This is a genomic window from Bacteroides sp. AM37-9, assembly GCF_003603455.1.
GTDB lineage: Bacteria > Bacteroidota > Bacteroidia > Bacteroidales > Bacteroidaceae > Bacteroides > Bacteroides xylanisolvens.
In genome coordinates, this window is sequence record NZ_QTNF01000018.1 from 73,646 (window position 1) to 94,519 (window position 20,874).

The following is a 20,874-nucleotide window of genomic DNA, read 5'->3' on the forward strand; positions in this document are numbered from 1 at the left end:
ACGGATCTTACGGAAAGAGAATAAACTTGTCCCTATTAATCCGTGTAATTCGTGCCTGAATGATGTTAGTCAGTGAGCAAAGGTGCTGGGAAGGTACGCATTGCTCCACTCAAACGCGGATAAGTTTCCCAGATGTCATCTTGAGTCGGATCATCTAAGTAGCGTGTATCTTTGGTCTTTTTAAGTAATTTGTCCATTTCTTTACGGAGATTATTTAGCTTTTCAGTGCATTTACCATTTCCAACTAAATTATGAAGGCAACCGGGATCGGTAGATACATTATACAATTCTTCATAAGGTCGTTTCCCTGCTGCTTTCAGAAAATAAGGATATATTTCTCTGTCATCTCTGTTGCTGACAATGAAGTCCCATGCCGGACATTGGTCTATGTCGTAATAAGCACTATGCATTGCTTCTAGTTTCCCTTTTTTATCAATAGCGCAAGGGTCACCTGCAGGCCATCTCTCCGGACGGAAGTTTCTGATATAAAGAAAATCTTTTGTTCTTAATGCACGGCTCGGATATCCCCAATTATTATATCGCGCAGAAGCATGACGTTCTCTTCCTGCAAAAACCATCGTTCTTCCTGTGTTTTTTCTCTTTTTCTGAAGATAGGGTAGTAGGCTGATACCTATCATTTGCCCTTTATTTGCTATACCGACTGCATCAAGGATCGTTGGGGCCAGATCGACACCACTTACAAATTCATCGCTGATACCTCCTTCGTTAATCTTACCTATCCAGCATATAGCCATTGGAATATGGATACCATATTCAAAACAAGTTGCTTTGGCTGCGGGGAAAGGCATTCCATTGTCTGCCATGACAATAATCAGGGTATTCTCTAATTCGCCCTCTTCTTTCAATGTGTCAAGGATACGGGATAATTGGCTGTCGTACCATTCTATTTCCGTTCCATAGTCTAATAAATCTCCTTTTATGGCCTCCTTATCGGGAAGAAAAGAAGGAACTTTTGCATCGGTCAGTTTTCTATTGGCTTTTTTCCAGCTATTCTTTTCATAAGGACGATGCGGCTCACGTGAACCGACCCAGAAATAGAAAGGCTGTTTCTCCTTTCTGGCGTGGAGAAATTCTTTAAAGTTTTGATAATAATCGGTATTGGACACTCCTTTGAAAGGAGGTTGAATGTGTCTTTTATTGTATTCCGGACCTGCAGGGTTATGCTTTCGTCCCGATATTTTCCAGTCGCCGGGGCCCCATCCTTTCCCTGTGCAGCCAACATGATAACCTGCTTCCGCCAAAATATCAGGAAAGCATTTATATTCGGCAGGGAAGGAGGAAGCATGAGTGCCTGCTTCTGCTATTTGCCAGGGATAAAGTCCGGTTAAGATAGAAGCTCGCGAAGGGCTGCTTCCAGGAGAAGTAACGAACGCATTGTTGAATAACCAGCCGTTACGGGCTATAAAATCAAATGCCGGTGTTTTAGCTATGGGTGAACCATAGGCCGATGCGTGCGGGTAAGACTGGTCGTCAGAAATGACAAATAGTATGTTGGGTCTGTTGGTTTCGGCTGCATTGAGTGACGGAATTACTAAGGGACCGACTAAGGTGGATAAGAAGATATGCTTGCTGTTCATAAAAATCTCCTTTAAATGAAACATTGCTCTCTGACTGATGACAATGGGAGAGCTTTCTTATTATAAATGAAAATACAGCACCTCGAATTTAAAAATTCAAAGGTGCTGTCTTGATATTCAACAAGGAAAAGAGTATTTATTTAATTTGCTATTTCCTATTTATTCAGAGAGTTACAGATCTGTTGGTTGATTTCTCTGACTTTAGCTTCATTCATCTTGATAACTTTACGGTCATAAGTCATCAGACCGTTGATTTCACCTTCTACGTCTGTTGTCTGGGTATATACGGCAGCAGAGAATCCTTTCTGGATCAATTCCAACAGGTGTTTGCCATATTTAATGTATTCGTTCGTTACTTCGTCCGATGTATTGAACTTCACATAACCCCAGTTTTTCTTGTCATTCACCCAAGTGTTTCCTTCTATTACCAGACCGATACCTCCGTATTCGCCCAACACTGTTGCACGTCTCGGATCGTAAAGGAACATGTTCGGACCCGGATAGTGGTGAAGGTCGAGAATATCGCCACAAGTGTAGTGATTACCACCACTGGCAGGATTCACTAGGCGGCTAGGATCGTATTCTTTAGTCCATGCTACGATTTCCGGAGTCTTGAATTGTCCCCATGCTTCATTGAAAGGAACCCATACGGCGATACTCGGATAAGAATACAGACAGTCGATGATTTCTCTCCACTCTTTGCGGTAGTTAGCTTCAGAAGCAGCAGAACGAATCACTTCCGTACCGTTGAAATAGTTGCGTGCCTGCCACTGTGGGCTAGGACCACCGTTCGGCATATCTTGCCATACGATCAATCCTAATTGGTCGCAATGAGTGTACCAGCGTGCAGGTTCTACTTTGACGTGCTTACGTACCATGTTGTAGCCGAAGTCTTTCGTCTTCTTCAAGTCATAAACCAATGCTTCGTCTGTTGGTGCAGTATACAAACCGTCAGGCCACCATCCCTGGTCGAGCGGACCGAACTGGAAATAGTCTTTGTTGTTCAATTGCAGGCGAGTGATGCCATTCTGACCTTTGCGGATAGAATATTTACGCATAGCCGTATAACTCTTTACCTGGTCTATTGCTTTTCCGTCCTTATACAGAGTCACTTCCATGTTGTAGAGGAAAGGAGAGTCTGGAGACCACAGTTTAGCATTAGCAGGCATTGCCAGTTCAACAGGTACTCCGTTCAACGCTGCGCCTTTGGCTACAAGGTTCTTGCCATCGAATACTTTTACTTCCACTTTGTCTGCTGAAGTTGTATTAGCGGCAACTTCTACCTTAACAGAATTATTGTCAATATCAGGAGTAGTTTTCAGATTAGTGATGTATTGTGTTGCTACCGGTTCCAACCACACTGTTTGCCAGATACCTGTAACCGGAGTGTACCAAATGCCATGAGGATTTGCTATTTGCTTTCCTCTGGGTTGTTCACCACGATCTGAAGGGTCCCATACTTTTACTACCAAGTCATTATTTCCTTTATTAAGTACAGAAGTAATATCGAAATAGAAAGGAGTAAATCCGCCTGTGTGTTCGCCTACTTTTACATCATTCACCCAAACTTCTGCTTTCCAGTCTACCGCACCGAAATGCAACAGGATTTGTTTACCACGCCAGGCAGAAGGAACGTCGAAAGTACGTTGGTACCACAGTTCTTCTTTCTCGTTTATCATTTTGCCTACGCCTGATAAAGACGATTCTACGGCAAAAGGAACAAGAATATCGCCTTGGTAAGCAGCAGGTGCAGGAGTACCTTTGGGAGTGATTGCATATTTCCAAAGCCCGTTCAGGTTTTTCCAGTCGTTGCGCTCCATGATAGGACGCGGATATTCCGGCAATACGTTTTTAGGGTCAAGCTGTTCTCCCCACGATGTTTTGATTTTGTCACCGGCAGGTTTCCATTGAGCAAAAGTCGAACCGCATAAAGCCAATGCAAGCAGCATTGTTAGAAAATTCTTTTTCATGTTCATGGTATAAAAATATAGTTAGTTATTAGATATAAATTCTATTAAAAGGATATTGCAAAGAAAGGGGAATTAAAAGAGAATAAAGGAAATTTGCCGTTCAAAAAACAATAAATTCTCTTCTTTTTGATCAAATTAAAGAGTTTTTGGTGGTATAAAAGGGGAATTGACTGATTTTTATTCTTTATTGAACCGTTATTTTTATATGATATTGGAAATAATGTACACCTTTGTAATGTAATATCAGGATACAAAAATATAATAGTCTTAAAAGTTTCTTTTATATGAGATTTTATATATTTTTGTATGACCGATGATTGTTAATCTATTCTTATTTGATATTTATGCAGGAACATAGACAAAAATACGTTTGGGACTTTTGGATAATATTCTTTATTATTATTTCTATATTTTATATGGGTTGTACAAGTGGAAAGCCATTTCAATATAGAGAGGAAGTTGCTAGGCAAATGTCACTCGCTTTGCAACAGAAAGATGTGTATAATCAAATGAAATTGAATGATATAGATTCTATCCGGAACTTCTTGAATACTAATTCGAACAGGATGACATGTGAAGAAAAGTTTCAGGTCAATGTAGATTTGTATAATGAATTTAAGTTATATTCTTTTGATTCGGCCTTTCATTATGCTACCCAGTTGTGTAGGATAGCTAATGATATAGACAGCTCCGCATATAGAGTAGATGCCAGAACCCGATTGGGATATATTTTAGCGCGAGGAGGCTTTTTTAAAGAAGCTATCGATTCGCTTTCCTCTATTCGAATTGATAAAGAAGTACTGCCTGCAAAGGTCTTATCAGACTATTATATTAGCTTTGGACGTGTTTACCACGATTTGGCAGATTATACTAAGGACAATGTGTTTTCATCCAGGTATAATCAAATAGGGAATGAACTTTTGATGGAAAGTTTGCCTTATCTTTCCGATTCGTCGACAATCTATTATGTAAGAGGAAAAGTAGCTCTGAAAGAAGATAAGTTAGCTAAATCAAAACAACTTTATCAACGAGCTTTGGAACTATGTGATACTACTGATGCGGAAACACTTTCTGTTCTTTTGTCCACGATGGCGTATGTCAACCGTAAATTGGGACTGAATGATGAGGCTATTCACTATTATGTGAAGGCGGCTGTAAATGATATCCGTAGTGCCACAAAAGAATCAGTGTCTATGAGAGGACTGGCGACTATGCTATACTACTATAAAAATGATGTGAATCTTGCTTCCGAATATATAAATGAGGCTTTTGAAGACGCAACTTTTTATGGAACGCGTCACAGGATTAACGTTATCGGAACATTGTTCCCTGTTTTTGTTGGGGAAAAACTGGGTATAGAGCAGGTTAAACGGCAGACTTTTCAAGATAGTTTTATTTTAAGTTCTGTTTTTGCGGTTGTATTAATAATAGCTATCATTTACATTTTGATGCAGATGAAGCATCTGCGGCGTTCTCGCCAATTATTGGAAAAGTTGAATTTGAAATTGTCAGAAGCAAACCGGATTAAGAACTCTTATATAGGACATTATCTGGATGCTACTTTTAAACTGGTCAACCAGCTCGATAATTTTGTATTAGTAGGACAGCAAAAACTGGATAGCAAACAGTATGATTCTCTTTCCTCGATGATTCATAATCTGAATTCGGATTTTAACAGGAAAAGTGCATTTGCCGATTTTGACCGGACATTTTTGTCTCTGTTCCCGACATTCGTCGAGAGCTTCAATTCATTGCTTCAACCAGATGATAAGTTTGTTCTGGAAAATAAAGGTGCATTAAATTCTACCTTGCGTATTTTTGCCTTGATCCGGTTGGGAATTACAGAATCTGAACAGATTTCGGAGATTTTGGGGTATTCTGTGAATACAGTTTATAATTATAGAGTTCGCACTCGAAATAAAGCAGTTGATCCTGCAAATTTTGAAAAAGATGTCAGAAAAATAGGTCTTTAGGGTTATATAAGGATGTGCGAATCCCTATATTTTCACCCTTGTTGTGAAATGATAAATAATTGATTAATAGTGCTATATGGGTTATAAAACCCTATATTTTTATTATACAGCGGGTGTAACCTTATACTTTTCGGTAGGTAATTTCTAATTTTGCCTATGCTTCGATTAACGAAGAATGTAAATGGCTTAAATCAACAAAGAACCGTGAAAAGTATGAAGAACTACAGCAGATTATTCTTATTACATCTAATTGCTTTATTTGGGGTTTCCATCCCGTCTCTGGCAATAGATACAAATTCCTCTTTAAAGCTGCAGAAAGGAAATTTCAAGATTCTACTATCCAAGAACGAAATGGAGCCAGTAAAATTGGCAGCAAAAACTTTATGCAAAGATTTTGAGAAGGTGATGCATTATAAACCTGAAATCTTTCAGAATACTGATGATACACAGCAAATCGATATTGTTATTATAAATGAGGCGGTGGATAACCCTTTGTTTCAGTCACGATTTATCCGTCCTTTGGATGGTTTTGAATCTCACAGGGTATATTGTAGCCCGGAAGAAAAGCGCATTTATCTTCATGGAAAGGATATGCGTGGAGCTATTTATGCCATTTATACTTTTAGCGAGTTATTTTTAGGAGTGCCGCCCTTATGGTATTTTTGCTCGTGGGAACCACAGTATAAGAAACAGGTAGAGATAAAATCGAGCTTTGACTATTTTAAGAAGTCACCACAAGTCAGGTATCGCGCATGGTTTCCTAATGATACAGATTTGTTCAAACCTTGGAGGCGGTTGTCAAAAGAGAATGATGAGCTGTGGCTTGAAACGATGCTTCGGTTAAAACTGAATACGGTAGAATTAGAGGCAACGGTTACTTATCCTGATTATAAACTGAATAGTCAGGCTGCTTTATTACGCAAATATGGACTTGTACTAACTTCTCACCATCATGTTGCTTGCAACAATAATTTAATGAATTGGGCAGGATATTGGCGAAAAGTACGTGGCGTCGAACCACCGGAGCTACTTTTGTCGAATGAGAAAGCTTTGATTGAGTTTTGGCAATATAGTATAGAGACGGTATGTCGCAACAAACAGGAAAACTTGTGGCAGATTGCTTTTCGTGGTGTAAATGACCAACCTTTTTGGGCCGCCTTCTCTGATGCGCCGAAAGATGATAAGGAACGTGCAGATATTATTAACCGTATGATCCGTATACAGCTGGCTATGATAAAAAAAGCAACCGGTGAAGAGGATCCTTTCGTGCGAATGACCTTTTATGATGAGCTTTCTGATTTGTTGGCTAAAGGTTATTTACAACCTCCAACTGGTAAAAATATGCTCTGGACTTTTGTTGCAGGACGGAGAGATCATTATCCTTATGATGATTTGGTCTCATTCGATACGACGAAACAAGTGAAGCTAGGTTATTATATGAATCTCCAATTTACTTCAACCGGCGCCCATCTGGCTCCTGCAGAAGGCCCTTGGAAAATGGAAGCCAATTATCGTTATGTGAATACCCGCGGTCCGCTAACTTTTTCGGTGGTTAATGCCGGTAATTTAAGGGAGTTTGTGATGGAAATGTCCGCTAATGCTCGTATGATGTGGGATATGCAAGCATATAATACAGATTCTTTCTTGATTGATTTTTGTTCTCAATATTTTGGACAAAAATATGCTGAAGAAGTAGCCAAGCTTTATCACGACTATTACTATGCTTATTGGCAGCAGAAACCGTCTGAATTTCCGGGAATGGAACGTCAGTTTATATTCCAGGATTTGCGTTATTCCCGTGTTTTCGATCAGATAGGTAAACGTTTTAGCGATTTTTCTCCGAATCCGCTCTATGACATAGGATTTGAACGGGTTCCCGGACGTTCATTCCGCATTGATGGCAATAACCAAGTTGATTCATTGATTGCAGGTATGAAAAAGACAGCTGTGCGTTTTGAGGAAGTCTCTCAACGTTGTGAGAATCTTTTAAAACGTTTGCCAAAGCAAGACCAACGTTTTTTTAGGGATAATTTGGCTGCTCCTTGTCATTATATGGCAGCATTGAGCCATTCATTATATCATTTTGTCTCTGCTTATAAAGAAAAAGAAAGTAGTAAGCGCGCAGAAAACCTGGATATTGCTATCCGGCGATTGGAAGAGGCGCGTGATGCACTATATGATACCCAAGAAGGAGTGTTCTCAACTTGGTATGCCGGCGACTCGGCAGATGGTAAATTTAATATTCCAGCCAAGCTTAAACTATTAAGAGAACTGCGTAACAAAATATAATAAGGCAAATCTTTATCATATTCTTTCTCTCCTTGGGAAAGAATATGATGAGGTCATTGATTGAATGATATATTTTAATAGGCGAAAGGCGTAATATATTAAAATGCTAATTCGCTTCATAATAAATTTGTTAATTAAATAGAATCACTATGAGACATCAAAGCATGAAACTAAAGTGGATGTGCCTGCTTTTTCTGTCCCTGTTGCTTTCTCCTCCTTTGCTTTGGGGACAAAATCACAGCATCAAAGGGCAAATAGTAGACGCAAAAAGTAATGAGCCTTTGATCGGTGTGAATATCACCGTTGAGGGAACTTCGAATGGAACCATTTCCGATGTGGATGGTCATTTTACATTAACGGCGACTCCCGATGCTGTGCTAAAGATTTCTTATATCGGATATAGGGAGATACTTTTAAAGGTAGCTGACTTGAAAAAGGATGCTATTATCTCTCTGGAAGAGGATAGTAAGCAATTGGAGGAAGTTGTAGTGGTGGGTTATGGAGTGCAGAAGAAAGTCACCAGCGTAGGTTCCATCACGCAAACCGGTGGTAACGAACTGATGAAAGGTGGTAGTGTAAACTCGGTATCCGAAGCGCTGCAAGGAAAGCTTAATGGAGTGGTAGCCATCAATTCGTCGGGCATGCCGGGCGACAATGAGGTTAAAATGTATATTCGTGGGAAAAGTACTTGGGACAATACCGATCCGTTGGTGTTAGTGGATGGCATCGAGCGTAACATGAATGATGTTGACATGAACGAAATCGAAAGTATCTCCGTGTTGAAAGATGCTTCGGCAACAGCTGTTTATGGTGTTCGTGGTGGTAATGGCGTTATCCTTATCACAACCAAGAGAGGTACTGATACGGCTCCGGTCATCAACTTTTCTGCCAATTACACTTTTAAATCACCGACCACAAGCATGAAGCTTGCTGATCACGTTACTGCCATGCAGGCCTATAACATGGCAATGGCCAACGATGCCAGTTGGGACAAGTTGATACCACAATCTACCATTGATGCATGGAGCAGAGCCTATGCAGAAGGCAACTATGGAGCTTACAACGATGTGTTTCCCTATGTTAACTGGTGGGATGAATTGATAACGGGCGGATTTACTCAAAACTATAATATCAACATACGTGGTGGAACCGACTATATGAAATATTTTGCTTCGGCGGGTTATCAGGGTGATGGAGATATTTACGACCTGAAAAAGAATGACGACTTTGATCCGCGGCATACCTACAAACGGTACAATTAGCGGTCGAATTTCGACTTCAACTTCACCAAGTCTACCAAGCTATCCATTAACATAGCCGGTAGCATGGGTTATCGTAACAAGTCGATTGATAACGACAGTCCCTTTAATCGTATTCTGACCGAATCCACTAGCGACCATCCGATTATGTATTCTGATGGCAATTGGGGTGATGATGAAGAAAAGAATCCGGTGGCCAACATGAATCTGGGAGGTGCCAAACTTCGTAAAACGTTTCAGGGGTGGTATGATGCATCTTTGGAGCAGAAACTGGATTTCATCACCAAAGGATTGAAAGTGGCTGCAAAAGTATCTTATTCGTCTTCGTCGACTACCAATACCGATGTTTATCGTGGAGGAGGCTCTGCCGATCAAGCCTTAAAATCCATTGTCCGGTATCACCGAGTCTATGATTATGCCAATCCGGTGGTCAATACCGATGGGACCATCACCTATCCGATGATAGAAGATAAAAGGCTTCCGACTTCCGAATCGGTGCCTCTGCCTCCCGGTGTGACTATGTGGGACGGATTGGATGCCTATACGCGTCGTTTCTATTATGAATTTTCTGTTGCTTATAATCGATCTTTCAACGATCATAATGTAAGTGCGCTTGCTTTGGTCAACCGTAAAATCTATGACGAAAGGTACACGGAGAACAATACCCAATATATGCGTTTCCCTAACTACAATGAAGACTGGGTGGGGCGTGTCACCTACAACTGGAAAGAGCGTTACCTTACGGAAATGAATATCTCGTATACTGGTTCCGAGAAGTTTGCCCGTGGAGAACGGTTTGGTTTGTTCCCTTCGTTCTCCTTGGGATGGCGGCTTTCGGAAGAACCGTTTATCAAGAAAAGTATAGGCAAGGTACTTACAAATGCCAAGTTCCGTTATTCGTGGGGTAAGGTAGGCTCCGATGCAGGTGCCAAGAGGTGGAACTATATACAGCAGTTTACTTCGGACGGCAACATCACGTTGGGTACAGATGCTTCCGGTCAGATTTGGGGGCCTTTGTATCATGAAGGAGATGTAGCCAACCTCAATTCCACGTGGGAGAAATCAACGAAACAAAATCTGGGTATTGAGATTGGATTGTGGAACAAGCTTGACATCACGCTCGATCTTTTTGACGAAAAACGTAAAGACATTCTGATGGAGCCTCAAACTACTTCTTTCATTACGGGAGCCAAGTTCAATGCATTAAACATTGGTTCCACCAAGAACCATGGATTTGAGTTAGAACTGCATTACAACGATAAAATAGGTTCCGATTTCCGTTATCATGTAGGTTTCACATTGGCCTCGAGCGAGAATAGGGTAGTATTTCGCGATGACCCTGTCAACGGTCCCAACCATTTGAAAGAGGCGGGAAAACCTATCGGGCATCAAAACCGCTACTTGGCGGTGGGTAATTATGAAACTATCGATGATGTATTTAATAATGCGCAGACCGGTTCCATCAATTCGGTAGCTCCCGGTCAGGTGGTGCCTGGCGACTTTATCTACATTGACTTCGATTCCAATGGAATTCTCAATGGTCAGGACAAAGTGGCAGTAGACGAGCTCAACTATCCGTTACACACGTATGGCTTGAATCTGGGCTTTGATTGGAAAGGGTTGAGTTTCAGTGCTATGTTTTATGCGCCTACCGGTGTTTATAAATTGGTAAATTCTGTTTATTCCGCTTCGTTTAAATCCGGGAAAATTAATGCGCAGCCTGATGTGATGAATGCGTGGACACCAGAAACAGCCAATACTAGCGGTGTGAGAGCACCCGCTTTGCACCTGACAAATGACGGTGCTTTTAATGGAACCGAAAGTACTTACCGCTATCAAAACTTCTCGTACTTGAGACTGAAAACCATGGAATTAGGATACAATCTGCCCAAGAAGTGGTTGAAAACGGTAGGGTTGAAGAGTTTGCAAGTTTACGTCACCGGAAACAATTTACTCACTTGGTGGGGCGGCGACGACCGTATTGACCCCGAGGGCGAACAAGCCAAATATCCTATCTTACGTTCGTTTACTTCGGGCGTGCGAGTTTCATTTTAATCTATTAAAACGATGAATTCAATGAAGAAAACATATAAATACGCAGTGGTTGGACTACTCTTCCTGTTTTTGGCAGGTTGCGAAGACTTTCTGGATAAGCGCGAAGACTCCGGTGGGCTGACGGAAGAGGCTGTATATAGCAGTTATGAGTCCATCCGTGGATTTTTGGATCAAGTATATCCTAAATTGGAAGCTTATAACACATTTGAAGGTGCAGATGATGGAAAGAATCAACGCACGTATGTAGGTGTAATGGCGGATGAAATGTCTGCGACATACAATAAAACCGTTTTTGCCAAGTTTTTTTCCGGCTCATGGCTAACTACCGATAAGGCCGCCAATGTGACAGAGATTGGAAATGGTAATAATACTCCTATTGGCAAAGCACTTCCCGCCATACGTATAGTGAACCGGGTCATTGCTAATATTGATAAAGTACCATTGACGGGAGAGCAACGTAATGAAATTTTAGGGCAGGCCTATTTCTATCGTGCTTGGTTCTATTTCAACGTTATCAAGCGCTATGGAGGCATGCCGATTCTTGATGTACTATTTGCCGGTGGTGATGATGACATTCCTCGTGTCACTTATCACGAAAGTAGCGCATGGATGGTGGGTGATATAGACCAAGCTATTTCTATGCTGCCCGATACATGGCCCGATAACCAGTATGGCCGTCCTACTAAATTAGCAGCTCTGGCATTCAAAGAGATGGCTTTGCTTTATGACGCCAGTCCATTGATGCAGAACGACCTGAACTCTGTTCAAATAAAAAGCTATGATCAGGAACGTGCAAAGGCTGCTGCAAAGGCTGCATGGGCAGCTATCACCTATATGAAGCAGAATGAAGCGAAAACAGGTGTACGACTGGCAACTGCCGATGAGTATATGAACCTGTTTTGGTTTCCCGATACGGAACTCAAGCGTGTAGAGACTATCTGGTGGCGACGCAGAATACCCAGTGATAGCGATCGTTCCAAGACCGCACGTGCTTTCTGGCTTTATGCTGATATGACGGGAGGAACCGGCTCGGAATCATTCGCTATTTCTTGTCCTACACTGAATGCGGTAAATATGTACGAGCGCAAAGGAGCGGATGGTATTTATTATCCGATTAATGATACCCGGTCGGGTTACAAATTCGACCCGGAACATGCTTTCATTGATCGTGATCCTCGTTTCTACAACAACATTCTTATTCCTGGTGATACTTGGGGGACCTATGCAAGTGGCAAGCCCTATTATATTCGTTTGTGGAGAGGTTGCACAGCCTACAATAACTATGGAAGTTCGAAACATACCAACGGACGACAATTATCAGGATTTATGTGCCGGAAGTTTTTATGGCCGGAAGCAAACTATCGCCATGATCAAACGTTAGGAACAACCAAACCGTTCCTGCAAAGGATTGCTCAAACCGTCTTTATCCGTGCTACGCAACTTTACCTTGATTTTGCCGAAGCCTCTTTTGAAGCTACCGGAAGTGCGACCGCTAAAGTAGAAGACTGTGGTATGTCGGCAGAAGAAGCCCTTAATACTATTCGTAATCGTATCGGTGTGACGGATATTCCTTCCGACATCGTGTCTGATCCCGAAAAGTTCCGCGAAGCCTATCGTCGGGAACGGGGAGTAGAACTGATGTTCGAGAACCACCGTTGGTGGGATGTTCGTCGTTGGATGATCATGCACACACTGTTTAACGAACCTTATCCGATAAAGGGAGTTTACTTCGATCCTGTAGGCAGTTATGAAGATTCAGCTGACGGAAAGTCTGGTACACGTCCGGCAAGTTTTACTTATACGGTGTTTGACATGGAGAAGGAAATTCGCGGATTCTCGAATATGCGCAACTATTGGTATCCGTTGCCGCAACACGATGTGGATGCACTTCACAATTTGCAGCAGAATCCCGGTTGGTAATAACACTTTAATATTTTGATATTTATGAGAAATAGTTATAATAGATTCTTAAAAGGATTGTTCGCAGCCATCTTCTTTCTGGGGATAACATCTGTTGCGAATGCCCAAAAAGAACAGCCGGATTCGGTAAGTGCCGTGAGCCGGGTCAATATGGATCACCTGAAGAAGTATCCTACCTTGCAACTGTCGAATGCGTTGCAAGGACAGGCTGCCGGACTGATAGCGATCCCTAATGTGGGAGGTATCGGTTATGATAACTCTACTTTCTATGTGCGAGGTCTGCACAACAATGGAACGAGCGAAGCTATCGTGATTATTGATGGTATCAAACGTCCGATTGACGACATCCTGCCCGAAGAAATCGAATCTATACAGATTTTAAAGGATGCCACTGCTAAAATTATGTATGGAGAGCAGGCTACGAATGGAGTGATACTCGTTCGTACTAAACGGGGAAAAGCCAACGAACGCGTGATTCGTGTAGGATTGGAGTACGGCATACAACCGGTTACCCGTATGCCGGAATTTCTTGATTCCTACAACTATGCTACGCTGTTCAATGAAGCTTGTGTAAACGATGGTATACAGCCTTTTTATTCGGCAACTGATCTTGAAGGTTATAAGAATTCGAAGGGGGTGAATGATTTGCGCTATCCTAATGTCGATTATTACAAAGAATTTCTACGTGACGCAAGTACATTCCGCAAGGCTACGATCGAATTGAACGGAGGTACAGAGAAAGCGACTTATGCCGTGACAGTAGGCTATACCGGCAGTTCAGGTTTGGAAAAAGTCAGTGATCGTTCGAATTTGAATCGTATCAACGCGCGAGGTAATTTGGATTTGCGCATTACCGACTTTCTGACTGCTTCGGCTGATGTAGCAGGGCGGATTGAGAAGAAAGATTGGGGGGCTGTGGATGGAGCCACGCTGTTTAGTGAAATCTCTACCCTTCGTCCCAACGAATATCCTTTCATGATTGCTCCGGAAGATATTAATGGTCGCGATGGAGTCACCACCGACGAATCGTCTTTGATATTCGGAACCAGTGTCCGCAAGACCAACAACCTGTATATGGATATGGCTTATGGAGGTAACACTTCGGAACGTTATGTGAATAGTCAGACCAATTTAGGATTGAAGTTTGACCTGAAATCATTGACTGAAGGTCTGACGGCAAATGCTTATATGACATTTGATAATTATAGTTACTTGCGTCAACAGTTACGTAATGCTTATCCTACTTATTCTATCGAACGCTACCTTGACGACGAAGGGGAGGAAGTGCTTCGATTCACGGAACGTAAGAAGTTGAATTTACCCAAAAAGCAATCTATCTCATCCAATGATACATATCGTAACTTTGGATGGCGTGCTAACGTAAACTATGAGCATTCATTCGATTTGCACGATGTATTGGCAGAAGCCGCTTTCCGTTATACTACTGAAGAGAAAACCGGTAATACACAAGATGTGAAAAATGGTACTTTTACCTTTCGTGGTAATTACGCTTACAATAAGCGTTATTTTGTGGAAGGCGTTCTTTCAGCTATGGGGTCGAACCGCTTTAGCGGCAGTAACCGCTACTTCTTTGCTTATGCCATTGGGGGGGCATGGATGATTTCTAAGGAAGACTTCATGAAAGATGTAAAGGCTGTTAACTCGTTAAAGTTGAAGATTAATTACGGACATTTGGGATATGCCGGCAATACGGGGCATTTCCTTTATCGTACCAACTGGAAGAATGGTGATAAATTCGAACACAAACCTAGTACCGGAGGTCCAACTACCGATTTGGTGCGTTATGGCAATCCGGACTTGAAATGGGAATATTCCAACGAATTGAATATAGGCGTAGAGGGAACCTTCTTCAACAACCGCCTCTCGGCTGACGTGAACTATTTCCGTGAAATGCGTAAGAATATCATAGGAAAGAACACCGTTAAATATGCTGCTGTAGTGGGAGACTTTATTCCTGCCGAAAACATCGGTGAAGTAATGAACCAAGGCATAGATGCGCAAGTAAGGTGGCAAGATAAAATAGGTGAGATTCATTACAATGTGGGGGTGAACCTTACTTTTACCAAAAACAAATTGCGTAAGAGCGATGAATTAGATAACATCGAAGACTATCGTAAGAGCGTGGGACGTTCCACCAGTACAATTTTTGGTTTGCAGGCAGAAGGATTGTTTGGTAAAGACGTGCAGTTGGCTGGGCATCCGTTGCAAAGCTATGGTGCCTATCAGGCCGGTGATATCGCTTATGCCGATTTGAATGGTGACAATATGATTAATGATAATGACGTAACCGATTTGGGACAAAGTTTCCCCACTACCACGATGGGTATTGATCTTTCGTTGAATTACAAAGGTTTTGGCCTTTACATACTGGGTACAGCTACGACAGGCGTCACGAATATACTTTCCAGTTCGTACTATTGGAACAACGGACTGGATGGATATTCCGTATTGGCGCTCGACCGTTATCATCCGGTAAACAATCCTACCGGGACCCAGCCCAGACTGACTACCACCTCCGGAGCAAACAACTCCCGCAATTCCTCTTTCTGGTCGGAAAACGGGTCGTTCTTCCGTCTGAAGAATGTGGAGTTGAGCTATACGCTTGCCAATAAAACGGGCAAGTTTATAGGAAAAGATTTCAAATTCTTTGTGAGGGGAACCGATTTGTTTGTACTTTCGGGCATCAAAGACTTAGATCCCGAACGTATGTTGTCCGGCTTGACCAACTATCCGACTTACCGAACCATTACGGGCGGAATATCCATTAACTTCTAAATGAAAGAAATGATGAAAAGATTTAGATACATAATAGTCCTTGCATGGGTTACAGGCATCGTAAGTGCCTGTACCAATCTCGATACCAAGATGAACAATCAATGGTCGGTGGATGATACATGGACCAACGCTGAAAAGGCACAAGGTGTGCTACTCTCGGTTTATCAGGATGTTTTGACCGTCCCTGATGCATGGGATGGCAACTTTCTGGATGCGGCAACAGACAATGCCATGACACGTGTTTACGACTCTAATGTTTATCGTGCCGGACAGGGCGGCTTTAGCCGTACAAACAATCCTTTGGAAAATTGGAATGCTTGTTATGACCAGTTGCAACGCATCCACACTTTCCTCGATAATGGGCTTACGGATGAGGTACATTACAGTATTTCCAGTGATGAAATTGACCAGGCTTACAAAAAACGTTTGCGTGGAGAAGCTATTTTCCTTAGAGCATGGTGCAGTTTCAATCTGTTGAGAATGTATGGTGGAAAGACCGATAACGGACAAGTGTTGGGCTATCCTATCGTAACACATTATATTACTCCGGAAGAAGCGGCGCATCCGGAAAGTTTTTCGCGCGATAGTTATGAAGATTGCGTCAAGCAAATTTGCAACGATTGCGACGAAGCAATGTTGTTGCTTCCGTTGACTTATTCCGGAGGGGATGCCATATTGGGCGATCAGGCATTTGGTCGTGCTTCGGGATTATCTGCCGCAGCATTGAAGGTACGAACATTACTCTATGCCGCCAGCCCTGCTTATCAGCCTGATAACATTGTACGATTGAACGGTATGGGTGATTATACGGTGGTAGACGAAGTGGCTTACCAAGCCAAATGGGAACGTGTAACCAATTATGCCAATGAGGTGTTGGCAATGAGTGGAATGACGAACTACTCGGCATTAGTTCCGAAAGACCTGTACGATGGAGGGGATGCTCAATCAGCCGAATTCCTTTTTCGTACATTTGTGGGACGTAATCATGGTTTGGAGCAACGGCATTATCCGCCTTTCTATTTTGGGAATGCGCAGACTACGCCTTCGCAGAATCTAGCTGATGCTTTCCCGGCAAAAAATGGATTTCCCATAACCGATTCGCGATCGTTGTATGACGAAACCGATCCTTATGATTGCCAGCGTGACAACCGCTTCAATGTGAATCTTTACTATCAAGGACGTCAGTTTGGGGCCAACAGTTCGTATATTGATGTTACTCCGGGGGGAAAAGACTCCGGATACATGAACGTGAATGCTACCCGTACGGGGTATTACTTGGCAAAGTTTATGAATACGGTTGCCGACTTTTTGAAACCTCTCGAAGAACAAGATTCCCGTCACTACAATCCGATGTTACGCAAAGCAGAGGTATGGCTCAATTTCGCCGAAGCATCCAATGAAGCTTTCGGACCGAAAGTTGTGGGACCCGGATGCACCAAGTCTGCCTACGACGTGATAAAGATCATTCGGGAGAAGTCGGGCGGAATTACTGATGTGACTTATTTGGATGAAATGGCTGCTTCGAAAGAAACGTTCCGTACATTGATACAAAACGAACGCCGAATTGAATTTGCGTTCGAAAATCAACGCTTTTGGGACTTGCGCCGTTGGTTGTTACCTCTCAATGAGCCTATTTATGGAATGCGTGTTACTCGTGACGGTTCAGGAGACGATGTATTCGAGGTGGTGAAGGTAGAAGAACGCCCATTAAACGATGTTCGTTATTATTACATGCCATTGCCTTATTTAGAGGTACAGAAAAATCCGAATCTTATCAATAATAAAGGATGGTGATTGTGTTTAACTATAATAAGAAGAAAGTATGAAATTTACAAAACTTTTACTGTCCGCACTCCTGCTATTAGTTGGGATTACGGCATGTTATGACGACTATACCCATGACTATGAAGGAGCTGATATGGGCTTTGCTGTAGCAAAACCGCTGCGAACTGTGATTAGCGACCGTGATATGAACATTTATATCGGAGTGGCTATTGGTGGGAAACGTGAAATAGACATGAATGATTGGGCTAAATTTACTATTGATCCCTCCTTGCTTGAAGGAACGGGGAAAGTGTTGTTACCTGCCAATTACTATACGCTGGCCGACCCGGAATATTTCCGGGTGCGTAAATCGAACTCTCCGGTAGCTGATGTAGGGATCACTTTTACCAATCTTTTCTATGAGGATTCGCGTTGTTTGACGGATTACTATGCACTTCCTTTTCGAATGACAGAGAACTCAATGAATGCTATACGCGAAGGAGCAGAGACTTGTGTTGCCGTTATTAAATACATCAGTACTTATGCCGGTACTTATTACCGCATGGGAAACGTAACCGAAGTTGATGCTGGAGGAAATCCTGTCGGCGAACCTGTAAGTTATGGTAATACCAAAGATATTATCAAATGTAGTACTACCACTTTTAAGACTACGGCTCCGAGTGTAGTAGTGTGTCCGGGTGTAGGCAATAAGTTGGAAGCAGTAGGTAGTTTGACATTGACGATGGATGCCAACAAGAATGTGACAGTGGAAGGAGTGAGCGGCAAAGCGGTAATCACCAATGCAACGGGTACCTATCAGGCTGAAGGAGACTACGATTATGTGGCGAAAGTAGGTACGCGTGCTCCGCAATTCGATCTGGAATATACGTATGAGAACGGTGGCAAATATTATCATGTGGTGGAGAAATTGGTGTTGCGTCAAGATCCGCTTTATGATTTGCGTGTAGAGACTTGGTAATTATAGAAAAGGAGTAAAAATGAGAAAGATATATCTGAAAGGAGTGGATTGATTTGAAGCTGCTCAGACAAAATAAAGTTTTAATACGATAAAATAGAAACTCATGAATCACTGTTTTCGTTGTTTTAGCATAGTTCTGTTCTTCTTTTTGGGCTGTATGAGCTATCTTTTTGGTCAGGAACAGACGTTATCCACTGTAGATACAGGGTATGAACTTTGGATGAATTATAAACCTCTTCCCGAATCTGGCTTAAAACAATCTGCCATTCGGTATGGTAGTCACATTAGGCTGCCCGGAAGCCGGTACGATGAAGTCATAAGAGAAGAACTGGAGCGTGCTTTGAAGGCGTTACTGACAGTTACACCAATATTTGTTCAGGATAATGCGGTGGAAATTCAAATGAGTTTCTGTAAAGATAAAGGGCTGGGAGAGGAAGGATATATCATCCGCAGTGGTAAAAAGAGGATAACACTTCAAGCCTATTCCGATGCAGGATTTCTTTATGGTACGTTCCACTTGATTCGATTGATACAATGTGGATATCCGCTTGAACAGTTAAATATCAAAGAAATTCCTGCATTGGAATTCCGTATGATCAATCATTGGGTAGGTCTGGGTGGAACGGTAGAACGCGGCTATGCTGGAAAAGGATTGTGGGCATGGGATGATTTGCCAAAGAAAATCGAACCTCGATATACCGACTACGCCCGCGCGGAAGCATCCATCGGCATCAACGCCGTGATTCTGAATAATGTTAATGCCGATCCGCGCATCTTAGGACATGACTATTTAGAGAAGGTTGCTGCGTTAGCTGATATCTTCCGCAAGTATCACATCAAGGTGTATCTTGCACCCAATTTTGCTGCTCCCGTAAAACCTTCTACGACCAAAGACGTGGGGAAACAATGGGGAGGTGTCGGAATTGGACATCTGGATACAGCCGATCCTCTCAATCCCGAAGTGCAAAAGTGGTGGATGGATAAGGTCAACGAAATTTACAGTCTGATACCTGACTTTGGAGGTTTCCTTGTAAAAGCCAACTCTGAAGGCATGGCAGGTCCGCAAGATTATCATCGTAGCCATGTGGATGGCGCCAATATGTTAGCCCGTGCACTCAAACCTCATGGAGGCATTGTGCTTTGGCGCACCTTTGTCTACAATCCGGAGATTGATAAAGATAGAATGAAACGTTCTTATAAGGAGTTTCAGCCTTTGGACGGACAGTTCGACGAAAACGTAGTGTTGCAAACCAAAAACGGAACGCTTGACTTTCAGCCTAGCGAACCGGCTCAACCGTTGTTCGGAGCCATGCGCCATACTCCTTTGTTCCCTGAACTCCAGGTTACGCAAGAGTACTTGGGGCGTTCTGTTAGCTTGGTGTATCTGTTGCCCATGTGGAGGAAAACTTTCCTCGATTTCGATACATATTGTAACGGAAAGGGAAGTACTGTGTCGAATATTATCGCCGGAAAGACATTCCCGTCGCGTATGCTTGGCATGGCAGGAGTAGGCAATATCGGTCGTTCGCGCAATTGGACTGCTCATCACTTTGCCCAAGCCAACTGGTATGCTTTCGGGCGTCTGGCATGGAATCCGGAAGAATCGACCGAAAGTATTACATCCGATTGGATAAAGTCTACATGGAATTGTGACGAAGCAACGCTGGAAGTCATCCGGCAAATGATGATGCCCACATGGGAGAGCTTTGTTTGTGCTCATGCCCCTTACAGTTTGGGATTTACTGTGAAGCGGGAAGACCATTATACGGCGGGGTTCGAACAGCGTGCAAACAAAGAGTGGCATGTGAGCAAAGAGTCTATCGGCACTGATCGTACCACAAAAGGAACGAACTATGTGTCTCAATATTTTAAATACAACAAGGATATATTCAACAGTTTGTCACAGTGTCCCGAACTTTACTTGCTTTGTTTCCACAACGTGCCGTGGTCGCATAAAATGAAATCCGGGAAGTCATTACGTGAAGAGTTCAAATCTAATTTGAAACGAGGCATTGAGCAGGTTGATGTGAACATCGGGCTATGGAAATCTATCCGGAATAAGATTGACCCGGTTAGATATGAAGAAGTATTGGAGAGCCTATATAAAGAGCAAAGAGATACAAAGGTCTTTTACCAGGCGGCTTTGAATTTCTTTAGTCAATATTGGTAATTGCTCTGTGTATAACTATTGATCGTGGTCAATAGGCTCATCGTGTGTTTGTAACTGGACTATTTGTCATTTTTTGTCCTTTATTGAACAGCTATTTTCGT

Annotated in this window: 9 protein-coding genes and 1 pseudogene; 8 read left to right on the forward strand and 2 right to left on the reverse strand. The window is 42.4% G+C overall.

Going from position 1 to position 20,874, the window contains the following annotated elements; all coding sequences use genetic code 11:
* Positions 1 to 65 precede the first annotated feature (65 nt).
* A complete protein-coding gene (locus DW862_RS14040; RefSeq protein WP_120068862.1) occupies positions 66 to 1,622 on the reverse strand; it encodes a sulfatase in 1,557 nt (518 codons plus the stop codon).
* Between the two features lie 131 nt (positions 1,623 to 1,753).
* Complete coding sequence (locus tag DW862_RS14045) at positions 1,754 to 3,568, reverse strand: glycoside hydrolase family 2 protein (RefSeq protein ID WP_118407920.1); 1,815 nt, start codon at positions 3,566 to 3,568, stop codon at positions 1,754 to 1,756.
* A 509-nt stretch (positions 3,569 to 4,077) separates the two neighbouring features.
* On the opposite strand from DW862_RS14045, the gene DW862_RS14050 reads away from it, so the two are divergent.
* From DW862_RS14050 to DW862_RS14085, 8 genes and pseudogenes are all read left to right on the forward strand, one after another.
* On the forward strand, positions 4,078 to 5,541 hold the full coding sequence (locus DW862_RS14050) for a DUF6377 domain-containing protein (RefSeq protein WP_225450213.1): 1,464 nt from the start codon (positions 4,078 to 4,080) through the stop codon (positions 5,539 to 5,541).
* Positions 5,542 to 5,892: 351 nt separating this feature from the next.
* Positions 5,893 to 7,830 (forward strand): glycosyl hydrolase 115 family protein, encoded by a 1,938-nt coding sequence (locus DW862_RS14055; protein ID WP_306462967.1) that lies wholly within the window; start codon positions 5,893 to 5,895, stop codon positions 7,828 to 7,830.
* A gap of 149 nt (positions 7,831 to 7,979) precedes the next feature.
* Positions 7,980 to 11,144, forward strand: a pseudogene (locus tag DW862_RS14060) (SusC/RagA family TonB-linked outer membrane protein).
* 21 nt (positions 11,145 to 11,165) lie between these two features.
* Positions 11,166 to 13,064: a RagB/SusD family nutrient uptake outer membrane protein gene (locus DW862_RS14065; protein WP_120068869.1), complete on the forward strand. Its 1,899-nt coding sequence runs from the start codon at positions 11,166 to 11,168 to the stop codon at positions 13,062 to 13,064.
* Positions 13,065 to 13,088: 24 nt separating this feature from the next.
* Positions 13,089 to 15,860, forward strand: coding sequence for a SusC/RagA family TonB-linked outer membrane protein (locus tag DW862_RS14070; RefSeq protein ID WP_032852725.1), 2,772 nt, complete (start codon positions 13,089 to 13,091; stop codon positions 15,858 to 15,860).
* Positions 15,861 to 15,872: 12 nt separating this feature from the next.
* On the forward strand, positions 15,873 to 17,654 hold the full coding sequence (locus DW862_RS14075; protein ID WP_120068897.1) for a RagB/SusD family nutrient uptake outer membrane protein: 1,782 nt from the start codon (positions 15,873 to 15,875) through the stop codon (positions 17,652 to 17,654).
* Between the two features lie 28 nt (positions 17,655 to 17,682).
* Entirely contained in the window at positions 17,683 to 18,603 is a 921-nt protein-coding gene (locus DW862_RS14080) for a DUF1735 domain-containing protein (protein WP_120068873.1), read from the forward strand.
* Positions 18,604 to 18,706: 103 nt separating this feature from the next.
* Positions 18,707 to 20,773 carry an alpha-glucuronidase family glycosyl hydrolase gene (locus DW862_RS14085; RefSeq protein WP_120068876.1) on the forward strand — a complete coding sequence of 689 codons (2,067 nt, stop codon included), beginning with the start codon at positions 18,707 to 18,709 and terminating at the stop codon, positions 20,771 to 20,773.
* Positions 20,774 to 20,874: the final 101 nt, after the last annotated feature.